Genomic DNA, 20,350 nt, shown 5'->3' on the forward strand with positions numbered 1-20,350 from the left:
CTGGCCAGGGTGTTTTCCAGGAAGATGTCGGCATAGCCGGCCAGGCTGTCGACGCCCTCCTGGATGCGGGCCCCGCCGGCGTCGAACAGGCCGATGATCGGCGCGCCGACCTTCATGGCCTGGCGCTGGACCTTGATGATCTTCTGGGCGTGGGCGTTCGACAGGCTGCCGCCGAACACCGTGAAGTCCTTGGAGAACAGATAGACGACCTTGCCGTTGATGGTGCCCCAGCCGGTGACGACGCCGTCGCCGGGGATCTTCTGGTCCTGCATGCCGAAGTCGGCGCTGCGGTGCTCGACGAACATGTCGAACTCCTCGAACGAGCCCTCGTCCAGCAGCAGGTCGATCCGCTCGCGAGCGGTCAGCTTACCCTTGGCGTGCTGGGCGGCGACCCGCGCCTCACCGCCGCCGGCCCTGGCCTGCGCGCGACGGCGGTCGAGTTCCTCGAGAATGTGCTGCAACGCGCTAGCTCCCTGCCCGGATCTTCGTGCTGGTGGTTCGCCCACCTTGGAAACTCAAGCCCTAGCGAGGCCAGGGGGTACAGGCAAGACGGACCTTGCGGCGCCGCGGAGTACGGAAGGTCTCGCCCCCTAACGGAGCGCGGCGAACCAGCGGTCGATCATCTCGGCCTCGACCGCCAGGAACGCCACGCGGGCGGTCGCCTCGGCGTCCTCTCCCCACTGCTCGGTCTGGAACGCCTCCTCCAGGCGCGACAGATCCAGGGCCTTGCGGCCGGTCAGACGGCCGGCGCGAACGGCCAGGGCCAGCACGGTCGAGCCGTAGAGACCGGCGGCGAAAGCCACCCCAGCCAGGCCGAAATCGTCCAGGGTCAGGGCCAGGGCCTCGACCGCCGCCAGGGTGGCCGGCGGCTGCGGCTGGTGGATGATCCCGCCGACGGGGGTGAACACCAAGCCATGCTCAGCCTTGGCCCAGTCCAGGATCGCGCCCCACTCGCGCTCCTGGCGCTCGACCAGCGGCGTCGGGTGTTCGGCGCGGTAGCAAAGATGGTCGGAGGCCGCGTAGGCGGTGACCTCCCTGGCCACCTCGGCGCGGGTCTCGGCGATGCGATCGATGGCAGTGAAGGCCAAGCGCGTGGCCGGCATCAGGCTGTTGTCGATATACTCGACCTGGGCCTCCCACTCGGCGGCGATCGTGTCGGCCAGGGCTTGGTTGGGCAGGATCAGCGGCTTCCTGGCCGGCGACCTGGGCGTGCGGCCGTCGAGCTGAACGGCGAAGCCCTCCTCGACCGGGGCCGCGACGGCGGCCTTGTAGAAGCGCTTGGGTTTCAGCAGCAGCTCGGACTTGTCGGACACGGCGAGAACTCTTTTTCGGGCCGCGCGACGGAACGGCCAATGGCCCGCGTTGAATGAGCAAGATCGCGTGTCAGCGCAAGGGAGAGCGCCGCTTGAGCCTACCGTCCAAGGACATGATGGCCGCCATCGCCGTCACCCGGTTCGGCCTGGGCGCCCGCCCCGGCGAGATCGACGCCGCCAAGGCCGATCCGCAAGGCTTCCTGATCGCTCAGATCCGCCGCGACGGCGCCGACGCCCCGCAGGACGGCGGCGAGACCTCTGTCCAGCGCTTCGAGCAGATGAGCGACTACCAGCAGCAGCAGAAAGCCGCGCGTCAGAAGAAAGACGGCGAGACTCCCGACGATGCGGCTCTGCAAGCCGCGAAGGCCGCCCAGATCGCCCTGCGGGACAAGGTCAATGCCGACTTCCTGGCCCGCGCGCGCCTGGCGACCAATACGCCAGCGGGCTTTCGCGAACGCTGGGCGCTGTTCTGGGCCAACCACTTCACCGTCTCGGCCACCAAGCAGATCACCTCGGTGCTGATCGGCCCGTTCGAGCGCGAGGCGATCCGCCCCCACGTGTTCGACAGTTTCGAGAACCTGCTCGTCGCCTCGTCGACCCACCCGGCCATGCTGACCTATCTGGACCAGGCCCAGTCGATTGGTCCGAACAGCCAGGTCGGCGTCCGCAGGCGCGGCGCCCGGGCCGGACTGAACGAGAACCTGGCCCGCGAGATCATGGAACTGCACACGGTCGGCGTCGACGCCGGCTATACGCAAGGCGACGTCACCGAGTTCGCCCGCGCCCTGACCGGCTTCTCGGTCGGCCGCGACAACGAGGACCTCCAGGGCCAGTTCGTATTTCGCGACGCCGCCCACGAGCCGGGCGCGCGCACGATCATGGGCCGCCGATACGCCCAGGGCGACATCCAGCAGGGCATGGCGGTCCTGAAGACCCTGGCCGCCGACAGGCGCACCGCCCGCCACGTCTGCGGCAAGCTCGCCCTCCACTTCGTCTCCGACACGCCCTCGCCCGCCCTGACCGCGCGCCTGGAGAAGCGCTGGATGGACACCGGCGGCGACCTCGCTCAGGTCGCCAAGGCCCTGGTCGAAAGCCCCGAGGCCTGGGATCCGACGCCCGCCAAGTTCAAGACACCTTACGAATACACCCTGTCGACCTGGCGCCTGATCGGGGCCGAACCGTCGGCGATCGAACGCCTGGCGCCGATCCTCACGGGCCTGGGCCAGAAGCCCTTCTCGCCCCCCTCCCCCAAGGGCTGGGCCGAGGACGCCCAGACCTGGGCCTCGCCCGACGGCCTGGTCAAGCGGATGCAGTGGGCCCAGGGCTTCGCCGCCGTGGTCGCCGACCGCACCGATCCCAACGCCCTGGCCGTCTCGGCCTTGGGCGCGCGCCTGACGCCCCCTGTCGCCAAGGCCGTGTCGCGCGCCGAGACCCGCAAGGAAGCCTTCGCCCTTCTCGTGATGAGCCCGGAGTTCCAACGCCGATGACCGCTCAACTGAACCGCCGCTCCCTGCTTGGCCTGGGCGCCAGCCTGGGCATCAGCGTCAACTTCCTGGGGTCGCAGGCCTTCGCGGCCACAGAAGGCGATCTCGCCAGGAAGAAGCTCGTCGTCGTGATCTGCCGGGGCGGCATGGACGGCCTGTCTGTTTCGCCACCGGTGGGCGATGCGAACTACGCCAACCTGCGCGGCTCGATCGCCCTGAAGCCCGACCAGGTGCTGAAGCTGGACGAAACCTTCGGCCTGCACCCGGCGCTGAAGTCCGTCCATGCTCTCGCCCAGCAAGGCGAGGCCCGCATCGCGCCCGCCATCGCCAGCCCCGACCGCGCCCGCTCCCACTTCGAGGCCCAGGACGTGCTGGAGACCGGCGCGGCCCATGTCTACGGGACCGAGACCGGCTGGCTGAACCGCACGCTGGAGGCCCTCGCCCCCGCTCGCAAGGTCGAGGGGCTGTCGGTCGGGACCACCGCCCCGCTGATCCTGCGCGGCAAGGTCCAGGCGGCCAGTTGGTCGCCCGGCAAGGGCGTCGACGAGACCGCGCGCCTGCCGACCCTGTTGCAGGACCTCTACAAGAACGACCCGATGCTGGGCCCGGCCTTCGCGCGCGGGCTGGAGACCGAGACCATGGCCCAGACAGCGATGACCGCCCTCTCGGCAACCCCGGCCATGAACGTCGCCGCGGCCTCGACGCCGGCAAAACCGGGCGCCGCGCCGATGTCACCCACCATGGCCAGCGACCGCCAGAACCGCGCCGGCGGCGAGGCGGCGCGCAAACTGGGCTCGACCCTAGGCGGCTTCATGATCCAGGCCGGCGGTCCCCAGATCGCGGCCATCTCGCTGGACGGTTTCGACACCCACGCCGGCCAGCCGGGCCAGATCGCCACGCGGCTGTCCTATATGGACGCGGTGCTGGACGGCCTGCACACCGGGCTCGGCGCCGAGTGGAAGAACACGGTGGTCATCGCCGTCACCGAATTCGGCAGAACGGCCCGCGTCAACGGCACCGGCGGCACCGACCACGGCACGGCTTCGACCGGCCTCGTCCTGGGCGGGGCGCTGAAGAAGGGCGGCGGCATCGTCGGCGACTGGCCGGGCTTGGCCGACAACGCCCTGTTCGAGAACCGCGACACCGCCCCGACACTCGACATGCGCGGCCTGTTCAAGGGCGTGCTGGCCGACCACATCGGCGTCGACCGCGCGATCCTGGAGCGCAAGGTGTTCCCGGACAGCGCGGCGGCGAAGCCGGTCACGGGTCTGGTGTAGCTCCTACCGCCGCTTGGTTTGCCGTCGAGCGAACGGTTCGGCGTCGGCCTCGTCTTCCGAAAAGCCGAACTTGCGGAAGCCTTCCTTCATCTCGGGGCTCAACGGCGCCTCGATGTGCAGCATGCCGGCCGACGGGTGCGGCAGCAGGATCGAGCGGGCGTGCAACTGCAGCTTCAGCCCCTCCGACAGCGGCGCGGACTTGTCGTCGCCGTACTTGGGGTCGCCGAGAATGGGATGGCCCATGGCCTTCATGTGGGCGCGCAACTGGTGGGTGCGGCCGGTGTGCGGACGCAGGGCCATCCAGGTGACGCGCGGCCCGGCGCGGCTGATGGTGACGAATTCGGTCTCGGCCGGCTGGGCGTCCGGGTCCTTGGGCTGGGCCGGCACCACCAGTTCGCGATCACCGACCCCGCGCTTGGCCAGGTGCAGCTCCATCACGCCCTCGGTCGGGTGCGGATTGCCGGCGACGATGGCCCAGTAGGTCTTCTGCGCCTTGCGCTTGGCGAAGGCGCCCGACAGGCGCGCGGCCGCGGCGGGCGTCTTGCCCAGTAGCAGCACGCCCGAGGTGTCGCGGTCCAGGCGGTGGACCAGGCGCGGTCGATTGACGCCCTCGCCCCAGGCGCTGAGCAGCTTGTCGACGTGGTGGGTGGTCTTGGTGCCGCCCTGAACGGCCAGGCCGGCGGGCTTGTTCAGCGCCAGGACCTCCTCGTCCTCGTACAGCACCAGCGACCTGGCGTAGGCGATGTCGCGCGGCGACAGCTTGGCCTTTTCGTTCGGATCGGGCGCGTCGGGCAGCGGCGGCACGCGGATCTGGCTACCGGCGACCAGCTTGGTGTCGGCCTTGGCGCGCGAGCCGTCGACCCGGACCTGGCCCGAGCGGAAAAGCTTGTTCAGCTGGATGTGGTTGAGGTGCGGCCAACGGCGCTTGAACCAGCGGTCGAGGCGGACCCCGTCCTCGCCGGCGTCGACGTACAGCGTGCGGACTTCCTTGATGCTCATGCGAAAACCTTGCGGGCGATCAGAAGGCCCGCGAACAGGGCCGCCACGGACAGAAGCACGCTGGCGGCGGCATAGGAGAAGGCTGGCAGATAGTCGCGCTTCTGGATCATCAGCGCGGTCTCCAGCGAGAACGAAGAGAACGTCGTGAAGCCGCCCAGCACGCCCACGCCCAGCAGCACGCGCCACTGTTCGTTGGATCCGCTGCCGCGATGCGCCAGCCACGAGGCGAGGCATCCCATCAGGAAGCCCCCGGCGATGTTCACGGTGAAGGTGCCATACGGCCAGCCCGTCCCCATGACCCGCATGGCGCCGACGCCGACCAGATAGCGCGCGACCGAGCCGACGGCTCCGCCAGCGGCCACCAGAAGCAGCTTGTTCATGAACGCCTTATGCGCCGAGCTGGCGTCAACGCCAAGCATCCAACGAAGTTCCCTTGATTTTCCCCGGTTTCTTTCACGGTAAACGCGTTTGGAAACCGTATTTCCGAACGACCGGTTAAGCGCGCTTCCCGCATTCTCCAGGGCGTATCAACAGCGCCAGACCCATGCCCTTCGACACCTCAACCTCTTCGGACGCGACCGAACGCGTGGCCCTTCCGGGCCCGGTGGCTCAGCGCCTGTCGGGCTCGGAGCTGGTCGCGCGCGGCTCGGTCAACGTGATCAGCATCAAGGCCATCCGGCACTGGGCCGGCGAATGGTGGAGCCAGAAGCGCGGCGACGTCTGGACCTATGTCGAACTGAAGCTGAACGAGCATCTGGACCGCAACGACATGCGGGCCCGCATCTCGGACAGCGAATTCCTGATCGCCATGAACAACGACCAGGGATTGGCCGCCCAAGCGACCAGCGTGCGGATCCTGGAAGACGTGCTGACCCATCTGCTGGGCGCCGCCTCGGCGAAGGATCTGGGCATCCGTTCGGTGATCGGGGTCGAGAACGGCGAGGCGGTCTGCAAGCCGATCGACCCGACCGTGATCCTGGCCGCCCGCGCCCGCCGCGACTCCGCGCGCTCGCCGGTCCGCATCGAAGTGGATCCGGCTGACGAGGCCCGCCGCACCCCGGTGGCCTTCACCACCGCCGGCGGCGCCGCGCTGCGCGTGGACTTCACGCTGGAGCATGTGGTCAGCCTGCGGCGCAACATCACCACCGCCGTGCGGGTCGAGCCGATGGTCACGCACCTGGCCAGCGGTCGCCAGGCCTCGGCCCGCGCCCTGACCAAGCTGTCGGACCGCGATGTAGCCTTCATCGACGAGTCGACGCTGAAATACGCTGCGGTGTTCGCGCGCTCGGCCCAAGGCCACAACGCGCCCGAACTGATCCTGCCGGCCTCGTTCCGCACCCTCGGCACCCAGCGCGGCCGAGATCTGCTGACCGGCACAGCCGGCCTGTCGCTGAGCCTGCTGCGCGGCGGCCTGATGATCGAACTGGTCGATGTCACCCGCGGCACCCCCGCCGGCCGTCTGTTGGAAGTGGTCGGCCTGTTACGCGCCCTCACCCGCGGCGTCATCGCCCGCGTGCCGCCGGACAAGGAGGCCCTGCGCGTGCTGCGCGACGCCCGCCTGGCCGGCCTGGCGCTGGACGCCTCAGATCTCTCCGGCGAAGCCGGCAAGATCGCCATGGAGATGATGGCCTTCGGTCGCGACGCCCGGGGCCTGGCCCCGATGACCATCCTGCAAGGCCTGCCCCAGGACGGCTATTTCGCCGCCGCCGAGACGGCCGGCCTCACCCACGCGGCGCTGCGCGCGAACTATCCGCTGGGTAAGAGAGCGGCGGCCTAACTAGACTCGCTGCCGGCCGTAGCCGACGTTCTTGACCACGTCCCGCGCGTCGTAGGCGTCGCGATCGCGCGGCGTCGGCCCCCTGCCGAACACCACCTCGATCGAACGCGACACGGCCGGGCCCGGGCCGAGGTTGAAGCTCGTCCCCAGTCCCACGCCGACACTGGAACGCCGGCCGAAGCTGGCCGAGCCGCCACCGACCGAGACGCGGGGCCCCCGGTCGTAGCCGCTGACATTGGTCGAGCGGTCGGCGATCCGGAACCAGTCATAACCGTCGCGCAGGGCCAGTTCGGCGGCGCGCAACAGGGCATAGTCGGCGACCTGCGCCTCCTTCGCGCCCGGCCCGCCCTGGAAGGTGACGCGATAGCGTCCCGCCTCCAGGCGATATTCCGAGTAGCCGACGTCGTTGGGCGCGCCGAGCTGGGCGCGATAAACGGTCGGGGCGGTGGCGCAGGCGGCCAGCAGCAGGCCCGACAGGGCGGCGGCGATCAGGGGCTTGGCGATCTTCATGGCGAATATCCTCAGACCGGATCAACGGCCTCGGAACCGGGCTGTTCCGGAACCGCCAGATCCAGGGCCTGGAGCATGGCTTTGAAATCGGACGGAAGCGGGGCCATGACCTTGCGCTCGCCGCCCAGCGGGTGCGGGAAGGTCAGGCGCGCGGCGTGCAGCATCAGGCGCGGCACGGCCGCGCCGCCCAGCATCAGCGCCCCGCCATAGCGGCTGTCGCCCGCCAGCGGCCGGCCGATGGACGCCATATGGACCCGCAGCTGGTGCATGCGGCCGGTGTCGGGCGACAACTCGACCAGCGCGGCGACGCCATTGCTGGCCAGGGTGCGATAGCGGCTGCGAGCGGTCTCGGCGTCCGGATGATCGGGCGCGCAGACCCGCATATAGGCCTCGCGGCCGATCGACTCGCGGCGCAACGGGCTGTCGATCATGCCGCCCTTCGGCTCGGGCGCGCCCGGCGCGACGATGGCGAGGTAGGATTTGCGGAAGCGTTTGGCCATCATGGCCTCGCCCAGGAAGGCCGCGCCCGGCTTGGTCTTGGCCGTCAGGATCACGCCCGAGGTGTCGCGGTCCAAACGGTGGATCAGACGCGGCCGAGCCTTTCCCGGCTTGGCGAACGCCCACAGCAGGTCGTCCAGCGTATGGGCCTTGATCCGTCCGCCCTGGCTGGACAGGCCGGCGGGCTTGTCCAGCACGATGACCGTCTCGTCCTCGTACAGCACCCACGACTTGGCCGTGTCGATCTCCTCGGGCGTCAGAGTGATCGGGCACTCGATGGCCTTGGGCTTGGCGACACCAGGGGGACGGCGGAATTTCGGACTGCTCATTTGCCGTCCTTACGCACCTTCCCCCAGGCTTCCAAGCGTTCACGTACCTTGGCCTCGGCGCCGACAGGCTTCGGCTCATAGAACCGCCGACGCTCCATGCCGTCCGGGAAGTAGTTCTGGCCCGAGACGCCGCCCTCGACATCGTGGTCGTAGGCGTAGCCGTCGCCATAGCCGAGGCTCTTCATCAGCTTGGTCGGCGCGTTGAGGATGTGCGACGGCGGCATCAGGCTGCCGGTCTCCTTGGCCGCGCGGCGGGCGGCCTTGTAGGCGTTGTAGACGGCGTTGGACTTGGGCGCCGACGCCATGTGGACCACGGCCTGGGCCAGGGCCAGTTCTCCTTCCGGCGAGCCCAGGAAGTCATAGGCGTCCTTAGCGGCGGTGGTCAGCAGCAGGGAAAGCGGATCGGCCGCGCCGATGTCCTCGGACGCCATGCGCACCAGGCGACGGGCGATGAACAACGGATCCTCGCCACCCTCCAGCATCCGCGCCAGCCAGTAGAGCGCCGCGTCGGGATCAGAGCCGCGCACCGACTTATGCAGCGCCGAGATGAGGTTGTAGTGCTCCTCGCGGTCCTTGTCGTAGGCCGGGCGGCGCTTCTGCAGGAACTGGCCGAGCTGCGTCGCATTCAACGGGCTGTCGGTCCCGATCGAGAACAGGGTCTCGGCCAGGGTCAGCAGGTAGCGGCCATCACCGTCGGCCATGGCGACCAGGGTCGAACGCGCCTCGGCGTCGATCGGCAGCGGCCGGCTCTCGGCGACCTCGGCGCGTTGCAGCAACTGGTCCAGCGAGTCCTCGCCCAGGCGCTTGAGCACGAAGACCTGGCAGCGCGACAGCAGAGCGCCGTTCAGCTCGAAGGACGGGTTCTCGGTCGTGGCGCCGACCAGGGTGACGATCCCCTCCTCCACGAACGGCAGGAAACCGTCCTGCTGGGCGCGGTTGAAGCGGTGGATCTCGTCTACGAACAGCAAGGTGCTCTGGCCGGCCGCGCGGCGCATGCGGGCCTGCTCGAAGGCCTTCTTCAAGTCGGCGACGCCCGAGAAGACGGCCGAGATCTGCTGGAACTCGTAGCCGCCGGCCTTGGCCAGCAGGCGCGCGATCGTGGTCTTGCCGGTGCCGGGCGGCCCCCACAGGATCATCGAGGCCAGGCGATGGGCGGCGGCCATGCGGCCGATGGGACCTTCGGGACCCAAGAGGTGTTGTTGGCCCACCACCTCGTCGAGGCTCTGGGGTCGCAGGCGGTCGGCCAGCGGCGCCGGCGCATGGGGCGTCAGGCCGGCGGCCTGGAAGAGATCGGACATGCGACTCTTCTAGCAGGCCGCCGGGCGCAAGTCGTCAGCCCGAGAAGCGGGCCGTGATCCGCTGACCGTTGCGCTCGATCGTCACCACCCAGTTGCGGGTCGGCAGTTTCGCGGCGGCGTTGAGGTCGGCCACCGTATTGACCGGGCGGCCATTGACCTCGCGGATGAAGTCGCCCGGCTGCAGGCCGATATTGGCCGCGTAGCCGCCGCCGATCTTGGTGACCAGCACGCCCTTGCCGACGAACGGGTCGACGTCCAGGTCCTGGGCGACGGCCGGTGACAGGTTGACCACGGTGGCGCCGGTGAACGGGTTGGCGCCCGACAGCGTGCGTTCGTCGCGGGCGGGAACTTCCGGCGCGGCCTCGGCGCGGACGGTCAGCGTCTGCTCGCGATCGTTGCGATGGATCTGCATCGGCACCCGGTCGCCGACCTTGTGCGTGCCGATCGCGAAGGCGCCGCCGCCCTCGTCATTCACCGGCCGGCCGTCGATCGACAGGATGACGTCGCCTTCCTTGAGGCCGGCGCGATCGGCCGACGAGCCGGGATAGACCTGAGCCACCAGCACGCCGCGCGGGGCGCTCATGCCCAGGCTCTTGGCGATGTCGCCGGTGACCGGTTGGCCCTTCACGCCCAGCCAGGGACGCACGACGCTATGGCCCCCGCCCAGGGCCGCCGAGACGACCTGGCGGACCACGGCCGCCGGGATGGCGAAGCCCACCCCGCTGGACGAGCCCGAGCGCGAGATGATGAAGGTGTTGATGCCGACCAGGTCGCCGTCCATGTCCACCAGCGGCCCGCCCGAATTGCCGGGATTGATGGCCGCGTCGGTCTGGATGTAGCTGCCGAAATTGGCCGCGCCGACGTCGGTCCGGGCCAGGGCCGAGACGATGCCGTTGGTCACGGTCTGGCCCACCCCGAACGGATTGCCCAGCGCCAGGACGAGGTCGCCGACCTCCATCTGGTCCTGGTCGTCGATGGCCATGACCGGCAGCTTCTCGCCCTTGGTGTCGATCTTCAGCACGGCCAGGTCGGCGCGCGGATCGTCCAGCAGAACCGTGGCCGGGAACTCGCGGCGGTCGGCCAGTTGAACGGTGATGTCGCTCATCCCGTCGATATTGTGGTGGTTGGTGATGATCACCCCGTCGGCGCGGACGATGGCGCCCGACCCTAGCGAGCCCTGCACCTGGCTGCCGCCCTGGCCGCCGCCGCCCATGAAGAAGTCCCAGAAGGGATCGACGCGGCGCTGCACCACCCGGCGGCTGGCGACGTTGACGACCGCCGGGGCGGCCTTCTTCACCACCGGCGAGAACGACAGCTTCATCGACGCCGCGTCGGCCGGAGCGCGGCGGGTCGGTTGCGGCATGTCGGGAACGGGTCCGTTGCCGACCGATTGGGCATTGGACGGCCCGGCCGGATTCGAGCAGGCGGCCAGCAGGACGACGACGGGCAGCAGGGCGCGGATGGTCTTCAAGAAAAGGCTCCTAACGTTCCTCGGGAACTCAGCCGAGCTTTCTGGCGAGTCTAAGGCGTTTTGCGCGATGGTAAGGCTTCAGGCCGCCCGCGGTTCCGGCGCGGGCAGCGGTCGGGCCTTGGCGTAGGCTAGCACGGTCGAAGCCAGCATCAGCGCCGCGGCGATCAGCACCGGCAGGCCCGGCATGTGCAAGGTGTTGTCGTGGCGGATGGCGAAGGCGAAAGGGAACAGGAACAGCGGCGGTCCGATGATCGAGGCGATGCCCATCATAGCCGAATTGGCGCCTTGCAGCTGGCCCTGTTCGTTCGGCGCGACGCGGCGGGTCATCAACCCTTGCAGGCCCGGCTGGATCAGGCCCGACAGCGCGAACAGCGGCAGGCCGCACAAATACAGCATCCCCGTCGGCGCCAGGGCGTAGATCATGAAGCCGGCGAAACCCGAGAACAGGCCGATCATCAGCGCCCCTCGCTCTCCGAACGCCTTGACCACCCGGCCGACGACCAGGGCCTGGACAATGATGCTGGAAATACCGCTGGCCATCAGGGTCAGGCCGATGGTCGCCGGCGACCAGCCATAGCGGAAGCCCATATAGAGCACGAACACGCTGGGCAGGACGTTGTGGGCCAGCTGGAACAGGAAGCCGACGCCGGCCAGGCCCAGCAGGCCCGGATGGCGGTTCAGCAGCTGCAGCGAGCCCACGGGATTGGCCTTCGTCCAGTCGAAGCGCGGCTGGCGGCGCTCGGGCGGCAGCGATTCCGGCAGGACGAAGAAGCCATAGAGCCAGTTGCACAGCGCCAGGCCCGCGCAGACCAGGAACGGCGCGCGATGGTCGAACTGCCACAGCCAGCCGCCCAGGGCCGGACCGAAGGTGAAACCGACGCCGAACGCCGCGCCCATCAGGCCAAAGCCCTTGGCGCGGTTCTCCGGCGTGGTGACGTCAGCGACGTAGGCCGAGGCGGTCGAGAAGCTGGCCGCCGTCATGCCGTTGAAGATCCGGCCAACGAACAGCCACCACAGGCTGGGCGCGAAGGCCATGAACAGGAAGTCGACGCCCAGGCCGAAGATCGAGGTCAGGATCACGGGCCGGCGGCCGAAACGGTCGGACATCAAACCCAGGATCGGCGAGCAGAAGAACTGCATCACGCCCCAGACCGTGGCGAACAGGATGTTCCAGTCGGCCGCCACGGCCGTGTCCCCGCCGCCGAACTGCTTCACCAGGTTGGGCAGGACGGGGATCATCACGCCCAGGGACAGCACGTCCATGATCGCGGTGACGAAGATGAAGCCCAGCGCGGCCTGACGCTTTGCGCCCGTGATTTGGGCTCCGGTGTTCGGTTGGTTCATGGATCGCCCTCCCCGGCGGTCCCTAGTTGGACGCTGTTCGCCCGGCTCGCAAGACCCGCCAGCGGCGCCGGCCGCCGTTCCGCGCGCTCCACGCCGCGGGCGACTGTCAGCGCAGCGCCTGGCTGATCACCTTCAGCGACCCGTCGCCCTTCTCGGGCTTCACGCCGGTCACCTTCGCCAGCAGCGGATAGACGTCGACATTGTCAAATACCGGCAGCACGACGCCCGGCCTGAACGAGGGGCCGTGGGCCACGAACACCGCGCGCATCCTGGCGTCATAAGGGTCGAAGCCGTGCGCGCCGCCGTCCTTGCCGTCCCACTTGCCAGGCTTCTTCCGGGCTTCCAGCGTCGTGGTGTACCAGCCGGTTTCCGACAGGCAGACGATGGCCGGCACGCGCTTGTTGCGGCCATAGTGGAAACGCGCCGGGATCCGTCCCTTCTTCCAGCAAGTCATGTGCGGCGGCGCGGTCTTGAGGAACGCCGTCTCGACCGCCTTGGCCTGGCCCGGCAGGGGCGAGAAGCTGGTCACCGCGCCCTTGGCGACGAGGTGGATCTTCGAGACGTCGATCAGATCGTCCAGCACCATGCGATGAGCGGCCGGCAGCGGCGCCATGCCGTGATCGGCGACGATGACAAGGTCGGTCGTCTCGAAACGTCCGCGCGCCTTGAGCCCCTCGACCAGACGGCCGATGCAGCGGTCCAGTTCGGCCAGGGCCGCCATCAGCTCCGGCGAGTCCGGGCCATAGTGGTGCCCCTCCGTATCGGCGGCGTCGAAATAGAGGGTGGCGAAGGCCAGCGGCGGGCCGTCGGCGCTGTCCATCCAGGCCAGCACCTGGTCGATCCGCGCGTCGTACGGAAGGTCGTGCTGGTACTTCATCCAATGGCTGGGGCGGACGCCGTCGATCGCCGTCTCCGAGCCCGGCCAGAACATGGCGGCGCTCTTCTTGCCCTGCTGCTCGGCCGAGACCCAGAACGGCTTGGCCTGGTTCCACCAGCGGGGGTCGTTGGACGTCGGGCCGTTCATCACGAATTTGGGGCCGCCGATCACGGCGTCCTCCATCTCGTTGCCGACCACGCCATTGCGGTCGGGACGCTTGCCGGTCACCAGGGTGTAGTGGTTCGGATAGGTCAGGCTGGGAAACGAGGGGCGCATGGACCCGCGCGCGCCGTCGTCGGCCAGGGCCTTCAGGTTCGGCGTCACGCCGCGGTCCAGATAGTCGGCGCGGAAGCCGTCCATCGACACCAGGACAGTCAGGTGCGGGGCCTTTTCCCGCGCCTGGACGCCACCGGCCAAGGCGAGGCTCACGGCCACGATCAGGGACAGCAGGCGAAAGACGGACATCGGCGGGCTCTTAAGCGGAGGGAACTGAAGCCCCCTGATCAGCGTCCGGCGTTACAGGGGTGTGACAGGAACCGCATGACCGGCTCTTAACTTGGCGGGGGCGCCCCGGGTCGCCATAGTCCCCCTCGCCTGCCGACTCGTTTCGGCGCTCGGAACTCCCCGCATGTCGATCGCCCTCGAGGCCGACCGCCTCACCAAAACCTACGGGGCGGTGCGCGCCCTTGACGACTTCTCCATCGCCATTCCGGCCGGCGGCGTGTTCGGGGTGCTGGGTCCCAACGGCGCGGGCAAGAGCACCCTGTTCCGCATCGCGCTCGGCCTCGTGCGACCCACCACCGGCTCGGCCCGGCTGTTCGGCGCCGCGCCCGGCGACATCACCGCCCTGCGCAAGGTCGGGGCGATGATCGAGACGCCGCGCTACCCCGCCTATCTGACCGGCCGCGACACCCTGAAGATGCTGGCCCTGGAGAGCGGCGCGAAAAGCGCCGACATCGACGGCTGGCTGGAGCGGGTCGGCATCGCCCACGCCGCCGACCGTTCGACCAGCGGCTATTCGGTCGGCATGAAGCAGCGCCTGGGCCTGGCGGCCGCCTTCTTCACCAAGCCCGAACTCGTCATCCTGGACGAACCGACCAGCGGCATGGACCCGGCCGGTATCCAGGAGATCCGCGCCCTGATCGTCGACCTCGCCAAGCGCGAAGGCGTCACCGTCATCCTGGCCAGCCACCAGTTGGACGAGGTGCGGCGCGTCTGCCAGCGCGTGGCCATCCTGTCCAAGGGCAAGGTCGTGGCCGAGGGCGGCGTGGCCGAACTGACCGCCGGCGAGGCCCGCCTGCGCATCACCGCCGCCTCGCCCATCGCCCAGGTCCTGAGCGTGCTGGGCGCCAAGGGCGTCGCCGACGGCGCGGACTCGGCCCTGGCCGACATCCGCCGCGAAGACGCCCCCGCCCTGATCCGCGCCCTGGTCGAGGCCGGGGTCGAGATCACCGAGGCCCGCTGGCGCGACGCCGACCTGGAGGGCGTCTATCTCAGGACCCTCGAGACGGCCCAGCCTTCGAACGAAGGAGCGCTCTGATGCTCACCGACGCCATCGCCGCCGAACGCTTCCGCCTGCTGCGCGACCGTTCGGCCCTGTTCTGGGGGTTCTGCTTCGCGCCGATCGTGGGCTTCCTGCTCAGCATCGGCGGCGACCTCTTCCTGCACTATGTGGTCAAGAAGCCGATGCCGGGCCTCGGGATCGGCCTGCTGGACCAGATGATCAAGGCGCTGGCGGGCGGGGCCTCGACCTTCGGGGCGCTGTTCCTGATGATCGGCGCGGCCGCCATCCTGGCCGGCGATTACCGCTGGGAGACCTGGCGACTGCTGACGCCCCGCAACACCCGCCAGAACCTGCTGCTGGCCAAGCTGGTGGTGGTCGGCGAGGCGGTGTTCTGGAGCCTGGCCCTGACCGCCGTGCTGTCGGCCGCCGCGGCGGTGATCGGCGCGGGGATCAACGGCAAGCCCCTGGCCGTCTCGATGTTCGACCGCAACCTGTTCGACGTGCTCGGCGTCCTGGCCATCACCTGGCTGGAGGCCATGACCCTGGCGGCGCTGGCCGCCTGTATCGGGGTGCTGTCGCGCTCGAGCATGGGCGTGGTCGTCGCCTGCCTGGGCGTTCGGTTCGTGCAGACGGTGCTGGCCAGTTCGCTGCGCATGATGGAACAGGGCCAGTCCAGCTGGAAGCTGCTGGCCATCCCCGTCTATGACGCGGACCTGCTGCGCGCGACCCTGCTGGAACCGACCATGCTGGGCCAGACCGCCAGTTCGGCCGGCGCGGCCCTGGCCATGCTGGCGGTGTGGACAGCCGTATTGACGACCTGCGCGGTGCTGCTGTTCCGCCGCCAGGACCTGACCAAGGAGTAGGCGTGAAGACCCAGAAGCAACGGATGCTGGCCGGCGAGCTCTATGCCGTCGACGCCGAGCTGCAGGCCGACCAGCGCGCGGCCCAGACCTGGATGGATCGCTATAACAGCTCCGGCCTCGACGAGCGCCCGATGCTGCTGGCCCAGGGCCTGGGGGCGGTCGGCGAGAACGTGGCCGTCCGCGCGCCGTTCTTCGTCGACTACGGTTACAATATCCGTCTGGGCGACGGCGTATTCATGAACTTCAACTGCGTGATCCTGGACGTCGCCGAGGTCACTATCGGCGCGGCCACCGCCATCGGCCCGGGCGTGCAGATCCTGACCGCCGACCATCCGCGCGATCCGGCCCTGCGGCGCACGGGCCAGGAGTCCGGCAAGCCGATCCACATCGGCGCCAATGTCTGGATCGGCGGCGGCGCGATCATCCTGCCCGGCGTGACCATCGGCGACGACGCGGTGATCGGGGCCGGCGCGGTGGTGACGCGGGACGTGGCGGCGGGGGCGACAGTGGTGGGAAACCCGGCGCGGCCGGTGAAGCCGAAGGGCTAGCGGCGGAACTCCAAGATCCACCTCAAGACGCGGACTCCCATATCGCATCTCTAGAGGAGTTCATGCCATGGTGGCTGCAGGCTTTGCCACGCTTGGAAGACTCTATGAAGCTGCGCATGTCTCTGCTCGCCCTGATCAGCCTGTTTCTTCTCGCTGACCCTGCGCATGCCCGTTCGCTGGCGGCGCCAACCACCTCGAACGCCGAGATGACCCGCCTCTACAACGAGGACCAAAGCGATCGGGAGCCTGACGAAATAGATTGGGACAAGGTCACCGCTCGCGACGAACAGCGACGCTTGGCCACCCGCGCGTTGCTCACGGCCGGCGCTCTACACACGGCCGAAGACTACGAGCACGCCGCTTTCATCTTCCAGCACGGCTCGAAGGCGGACGACTACCTTCTGGCCCACACCCTGGCGATGGTGGCGGTCGGCAAGGGTGACAAGTCGTCTCTGTGGATCGCTAGCGCGACGCTCGACCGCTACCTGATGATGATCGGCAAACCGCAGGTTTACGGCACACAGTTCAGGGGCTCGATGGGCCAGGAGCCTTATGACCGTAACTTGGTCTCCGACGCCCTCCGCAGCGAACTTGGCGTCCCCGCCCTAGCCCGCCAAGCCGAGCAACTCGAAGCTCTGCGCGCGGCTCGGGCGGCGGCCGTCAAGCCCTGAGCGCAGAAACGACAAAAGGCCCCGGATCTCTCCGGGGCCTTCGCGTTCAGCTGGCGCTGAAAGATCTTAGTCTTCGGCGTCGTTGACGTAGACCGGCCCCGAGTCCTTGCCCTTTTCCGAGACGTCGCGGTCGACGAACTCGATCACGGCCATGGCGGCGTTGTCGCCGTAGCGGAAGCCGGCCTTCAGGACGCGGATGTAGCCGCCCTGACGGTCCTTGTAGCGCGGGCCGAGGACCGCGAAGAGCTTGCCGACTTGCTCGACGTCGCGAACCGAGCTGATGGCCTGACGACGAGCGTGCAGGTCGCCGCGCTTGGCCAGGGTGACCAGCTTTTCGACGATCGGACGCAGTTCCTTGGCCTTGGGCAGGGTGGTGACGATCTGCTCGTGCTTGATCAGCGAGGCCGACATGTTGGCGAACATGGCGGTGCGGTGAGCCGAGGTGCGGCCGAGTTTACGGTGGGCGTTACCGTGACGCATGTCTTAGTCTCCTGGGCATCGAGCCCGAGTGGCGCAAAACGTGTTGAGCGCCTGATTGTCACCAATCCTGGTCCGTCCCGACCGGGTCAGAGCGAAGCGCCGGGGCCCTCCACCGCGTTAGCGGCTTCAAAAGGCCCAGGCCGCCTCCCCTGTCCGAAGAGAGGAAAGGCGGCCCGGATTTGGCGCGGCAGGCTTCGAGGTTCTTAGATTTGGTCTTCGAACTTCTTGGCCAGGTCTTCGATGTTCTCCGGCGGCCAATTCGGCACGTCCATGCCGAGGTGCAGGCCCATGCCGGCGAGAACTTCCTTGATCTCGTTCAGCGACTTGCGGCCGAAGTTCGGGGTGCGGAGCATCTCGGCTTCGGTCTTCTGGATCAGGTCGCCGATGTAGACGATGTTGTCGTTCTTCAGGCAGTTGGCCGAACGGACCGACAGTTCCAGCTCGTCCACCTTCTTCAGCAGAGCCGGGTTGAACGGCAGTTCCGGCTTGGACTCGTCGGCCGACTTGGCCTTCGGTTCCTCGAAGGTGATGAAGATCTGCAGTTGGTCTTGCAGGATCCGGGCGGCGTAGGCCACGGCGTCCACCGGAGTGACGGCGCCGTTGGTTTCCACTTCCAGGACCAGCTTGTCATAGTCCAGCGACTGGCCCTGACGGGTCGGCTCGACGCGATAGGCGACGCGCTTGACCGGCGAGTACAGGGCGTCGACGGCGATGAGGCCGATCGGCGCGTCTTCCGGACGGTTGCGGTCGGCCGGGACGTAGCCCTTGCCGTTGTTGACCGTGAACTCCATGCGCACCGAAGCGCCGTCGTCCAGCGTGCAGAGCACGTGGTCGGGGTTCAGGATTTCGATGTCGGCCGGGGTTTCGATCTGACCGGCGGTCACCGGGCCGGGGCCCGTGGCGCGCAGGGTCATGCGCTTCGGGCCTTCGGCGTGCATCCGAACGGCCAGTTGCTTGATATTCAGAACGATATCGACGACGTCTTCGCGGACGCCTTCGAGCGAGGAGAATTCGTGCACCACGCCATCGATCTGGATGGCGGTGACGGCGGCGCCTTGCAGCGACGAGAGCAGAACGCGACGCAGGGCGTTGCCGAGCGTCACACCGAAACCGCGCTCGAGGGGCTCGGCGACGATACGGGCCTTGCGGGTCGCATCGGCTCCGGTTTCGATCTGCGGCTTCTCAGGACGGATCAGCTCGTTCCAGTTTCTTTCGATCACGTGGTCGGGTCCCTTGAACGCGGCTCGCCGGCCGCGTTTTGCGCAGCCGGCGAAGGAGATTAGTGGTCTAAATAGTACTAGACGCGACGGCGCTTGGGCGGACGGCAGCCGTTGTGCGGGATCGGCGTGACGTCGCGGATGGTCGTGATGGTCATGCCCGCGGCTTGCAGCGCGCGCAGAGCCGATTCACGGCCCGAACCCGGACCCGAAACGTTGACTTCCAGGGTCTTGACGCCGTGTTCGGCGGCCTTCTTGCCCGCGTCTTCCGCAGCCATCTGAGCGGCGTACGGGGTCGACTTGCGCGAACCCTTGAAGCCCATCATGCCCGCCGAGGACCACGAGATCGTGTTGCCCTGAGCGTCGGTGATGGTGATCATGGTGTTGTTGAACGAGGCGTTCACGTGCGCCACGCCCGAGGTGATGTTCTTGCGTTCGCGCTTTTTAACGCGACCCGGTTCCTTGGCCATCGTCAGGCTACCTTATTTCTTCTTGCCGGCGATCGGCTTGGCCGGACCCTTGCGGGTGCGAGCGTTCGTGTGGGTGCGCTGACCGCGGACCGGCAGGCCCTTACGGTGACGCAGGCCGCGATAGCAGGCCAGGTCCATCAGACGCTTGATGTTCATCGAGTTCTCGCGGCGCAGATCACCCTCGACGGTATAGTCGCGGTCGATCGTTTCGCGGATCGCCAGGACTTCGGCGTCGGTCAGTTGATTGACCCGACGCGCATCCTCGATGCCCACCTTCGTGATGATTTCACGCGCGGACCGTTGGCCGATGCCGTGAATGTACTGAAGCGCGATCAGAACGCGCTTGTTCGTCGGGATGTTGACGCCTGCGATACGGGCCACGTCTAATGTTCTCCTAGTCACGCACTAAAGACGCGAACGGCGCGCCCGGCTCGATCCAGAGGATCCAAACCGGCGCGCACGGATCGCGCCCTTTCGCGGAAGCGCCCCGTTATAGGGATCGTTTCGCTTCCGTCAACAACTGAATCCACCAGACATCCAGTGAATCAGGGCTTCTTTAAGCGACGACGCCCGCGTGACAGATGTCACGCCACCTCGCGGTAGTTGGAGCCTGTTCCTCTCTGTCGGTTTAACCGACAGAGACAGGCTCCAGGGCGGCGTCGATGGAACTGGCGACGGCTTCGACCGAACCCATTCCGTCCAGTTCCGTGAGCTTCCCCTGCCCTTCATAGTAAGGCAGCAGCGGCGCGGTCTGGGCATTGTACTGGGCCAGACGAGTCACGAAGACTTCGGGATTGTCGTCAGGCCGTCCCTGTTCTTCGAATCGCTTCTTGATCCGCTCGATCAGGGCTGGCTCGTCTACCTTGAGTCGGAGAACAGAGTCGATCTTCTGTCCACGCGCCGCCAACATCTTATCCAGAGCTTCGGCCTGAGCGACCGTGCGCGGGAAACCGTCAAAGATCGCGCCGCCGGCCGCCTCGGCCTCGGGCAGGCGGTCCTCGATCAGCGCGATGACGATCTCGTCGGTGACCAGCTCGCCGCGGTCCAGCACGCCCTTGACCTTCAGGCCAAGCTCCGAGCCCGAGGCGATGGCGGCGCGCAGCATGTCGCCGGTCGAGAGCTGGACCATGCCACGCTCCGTGACCAGACGCTTGGCCTGAGTGCCCTTCCCCGCCGCCGGCGGACCGAACAGGATCAAGTTCATATAAGCCCCTTCGCGCGTTGGCAGGTCTTAGGCCTGCTTTCGCCTGTCGTGGCCACGACAGGCTCAGTTAAACAGTGAGCATGACGGGCACCGAAACCGGCATCCACTTTCGGCTGTCATGCTCAGCCTCCCGCAGAAGACCTAGATTGCGCCGGAAAAAAACGGAAGCCGGTTTTGTGACAAACCGGCTTCCACAGCATCTAATTAGATCGAAGC

At 68.0% G+C, this 20,350-nt stretch carries 22 protein-coding genes; 7 read left to right on the plus strand and 15 right to left on the minus strand.

All coding sequences use genetic code 11. The features are described from left to right. Both AC07R7_RS00005 and AC07R7_RS00010 read right to left on the minus strand, forming a co-directional pair. Window positions 1-461 (minus strand): carboxyl transferase domain-containing protein (locus AC07R7_RS00005; RefSeq protein WP_494633489.1); only part of this gene is annotated, 461 nt, incomplete at its 3' end. A 129-nt stretch (window positions 462-590) separates the two neighbouring features. Beyond that, entirely contained in the window at window positions 591-1,313 is a 723-nt protein-coding gene (locus AC07R7_RS00010; protein WP_494633491.1) for an ATP12 family chaperone protein, read from the minus strand. Window positions 1,314-1,366: 53 nt separating this feature from the next. Here AC07R7_RS00010 and AC07R7_RS00015 point away from each other — a divergent pair, with 53 nt between their 5' ends. Then, window positions 1,367-2,800 carry a DUF1800 domain-containing protein gene (locus AC07R7_RS00015; RefSeq protein WP_494633493.1) on the plus strand — a complete coding sequence of 478 codons (1,434 nt, stop codon included), beginning with the start codon at window positions 1,367-1,369 and terminating at the stop codon, window positions 2,798-2,800. Next, window positions 2,797-4,074 (plus strand): DUF1501 domain-containing protein, encoded by a 1,278-nt coding sequence (locus tag AC07R7_RS00020; protein ID WP_494633494.1) that lies wholly within the window; start codon window positions 2,797-2,799, stop codon window positions 4,072-4,074. Before AC07R7_RS00015 ends, AC07R7_RS00020 begins: the two co-directional genes overlap by 4 nt. Before the next feature lie 3 nt (window positions 4,075-4,077). On the opposite strand, the gene AC07R7_RS00025 is transcribed toward AC07R7_RS00020, so the two are convergent. Continuing rightward, a complete protein-coding gene (locus AC07R7_RS00025; RefSeq protein WP_492841591.1) occupies window positions 4,078-5,073 on the minus strand; it encodes an RluA family pseudouridine synthase in 996 nt (331 codons plus the stop codon). Further along, complete coding sequence (gene crcB / locus AC07R7_RS00030) at window positions 5,070-5,453, minus strand: fluoride efflux transporter CrcB (RefSeq protein WP_492883874.1); 384 nt, start codon at window positions 5,451-5,453, stop codon at window positions 5,070-5,072. Before crcB ends, AC07R7_RS00025 begins: the two co-directional genes overlap by 4 nt. Before the next feature lie 164 nt (window positions 5,454-5,617). Between crcB and AC07R7_RS00035 the strand changes: the two genes are divergently transcribed. After that, on the plus strand, window positions 5,618-6,850 hold the full coding sequence (locus AC07R7_RS00035) for a hypothetical protein (protein ID WP_492883872.1): 1,233 nt from the start codon (window positions 5,618-5,620) through the stop codon (window positions 6,848-6,850). Here AC07R7_RS00035 and AC07R7_RS00040 read toward each other — a convergent pair whose 3' ends face one another. From AC07R7_RS00040 to AC07R7_RS00065, 6 genes are all read right to left on the minus strand, one after another. Continuing rightward, the gene (locus AC07R7_RS00040) at window positions 6,851-7,360 is read right to left on the minus strand and encodes a CC0125/CC1285 family lipoprotein (RefSeq protein ID WP_494633496.1); all 510 of its coding nucleotides are present in this window, start codon (window positions 7,358-7,360) and stop codon (window positions 6,851-6,853) included. An 11-nt stretch (window positions 7,361-7,371) separates the two neighbouring features. Further along, on the minus strand, window positions 7,372-8,187 hold the full coding sequence (locus tag AC07R7_RS00045; protein WP_492883871.1) for an RluA family pseudouridine synthase: 816 nt from the start codon (window positions 8,185-8,187) through the stop codon (window positions 7,372-7,374). Beyond that, entirely contained in the window at window positions 8,184-9,485 is a 1,302-nt protein-coding gene (locus tag AC07R7_RS00050) for a replication-associated recombination protein A (protein WP_494633498.1), read from the minus strand. Before AC07R7_RS00050 ends, AC07R7_RS00045 begins: the two co-directional genes overlap by 4 nt. A 34-nt stretch (window positions 9,486-9,519) precedes the next feature. Then, window positions 9,520-10,956, minus strand: coding sequence for a DegQ family serine endoprotease (locus AC07R7_RS00055; RefSeq protein ID WP_494633500.1), 1,437 nt, complete (start codon window positions 10,954-10,956; stop codon window positions 9,520-9,522). Between the two features lie 78 nt (window positions 10,957-11,034). After that, window positions 11,035-12,300, minus strand: a complete 1,266-nt coding sequence (locus AC07R7_RS00060) for a TCR/Tet family MFS transporter (protein ID WP_494633502.1) — start codon at window positions 12,298-12,300, stop codon at window positions 11,035-11,037. 106 nt (window positions 12,301-12,406) lie between these two features. Continuing rightward, window positions 12,407-13,642: an alkaline phosphatase family protein gene (locus AC07R7_RS00065; RefSeq protein WP_494633503.1), complete on the minus strand. Its 1,236-nt coding sequence runs from the start codon at window positions 13,640-13,642 to the stop codon at window positions 12,407-12,409. A gap of 163 nt (window positions 13,643-13,805) precedes the next feature. Here AC07R7_RS00065 and AC07R7_RS00070 point away from each other — a divergent pair, with 163 nt between their 5' ends. From AC07R7_RS00070 to AC07R7_RS00085, 4 genes are all read left to right on the plus strand, one after another. Continuing rightward, on the plus strand, window positions 13,806-14,717 hold the full coding sequence (locus AC07R7_RS00070) for an ABC transporter ATP-binding protein (protein ID WP_494633505.1): 912 nt from the start codon (window positions 13,806-13,808) through the stop codon (window positions 14,715-14,717). After that, window positions 14,717-15,544: an ABC transporter permease gene (locus AC07R7_RS00075; protein WP_492883863.1), complete on the plus strand. Its 828-nt coding sequence runs from the start codon at window positions 14,717-14,719 to the stop codon at window positions 15,542-15,544. The genes AC07R7_RS00070 and AC07R7_RS00075 overlap by 1 nt, the downstream gene beginning before the upstream one ends. A gap of 2 nt (window positions 15,545-15,546) precedes the next feature. Beyond that, window positions 15,547-16,092: a sugar O-acetyltransferase gene (locus AC07R7_RS00080; RefSeq protein ID WP_494633507.1), complete on the plus strand. Its 546-nt coding sequence runs from the start codon at window positions 15,547-15,549 to the stop codon at window positions 16,090-16,092. Window positions 16,093-16,196: 104 nt separating this feature from the next. Further along, on the plus strand, window positions 16,197-16,763 hold the full coding sequence (locus AC07R7_RS00085; protein ID WP_494633509.1) for a hypothetical protein: 567 nt from the start codon (window positions 16,197-16,199) through the stop codon (window positions 16,761-16,763). Between the two features lie 66 nt (window positions 16,764-16,829). Here the strand turns inward: AC07R7_RS00085 and rplQ are convergent, their stop codons facing one another. The 5 genes from rplQ to AC07R7_RS00110 all read right to left on the minus strand — a co-directional run bounded on the left by rplQ (window position 16,830) and on the right by AC07R7_RS00110 (window position 20,134). After that, complete coding sequence (gene rplQ / locus AC07R7_RS00090; RefSeq protein ID WP_492100988.1) at window positions 16,830-17,243, minus strand: 50S ribosomal protein L17; 414 nt, start codon at window positions 17,241-17,243, stop codon at window positions 16,830-16,832. 203 nt (window positions 17,244-17,446) lie between these two features. Beyond that, the gene (locus AC07R7_RS00095) at window positions 17,447-18,463 is read right to left on the minus strand and encodes a DNA-directed RNA polymerase subunit alpha (protein ID WP_047413138.1); all 1,017 of its coding nucleotides are present in this window, start codon (window positions 18,461-18,463) and stop codon (window positions 17,447-17,449) included. A 77-nt stretch (window positions 18,464-18,540) separates the two neighbouring features. Beyond that, the gene (gene rpsK / locus AC07R7_RS00100) at window positions 18,541-18,930 is read right to left on the minus strand and encodes a 30S ribosomal protein S11 (protein WP_004616890.1); all 390 of its coding nucleotides are present in this window, start codon (window positions 18,928-18,930) and stop codon (window positions 18,541-18,543) included. A 12-nt stretch (window positions 18,931-18,942) separates the two neighbouring features. Then, window positions 18,943-19,311: a 30S ribosomal protein S13 gene (gene rpsM / locus AC07R7_RS00105; protein ID WP_047413133.1), complete on the minus strand. Its 369-nt coding sequence runs from the start codon at window positions 19,309-19,311 to the stop codon at window positions 18,943-18,945. Between the two features lie 247 nt (window positions 19,312-19,558). Continuing rightward, a complete protein-coding gene (locus AC07R7_RS00110) occupies window positions 19,559-20,134 on the minus strand; it encodes an adenylate kinase (RefSeq protein WP_492883856.1) in 576 nt (191 codons plus the stop codon). Window positions 20,135-20,350: the final 216 nt, after the last annotated feature.

The organism is Caulobacter sp. GW821-FHT05F04 (genome assembly GCF_059419665.1).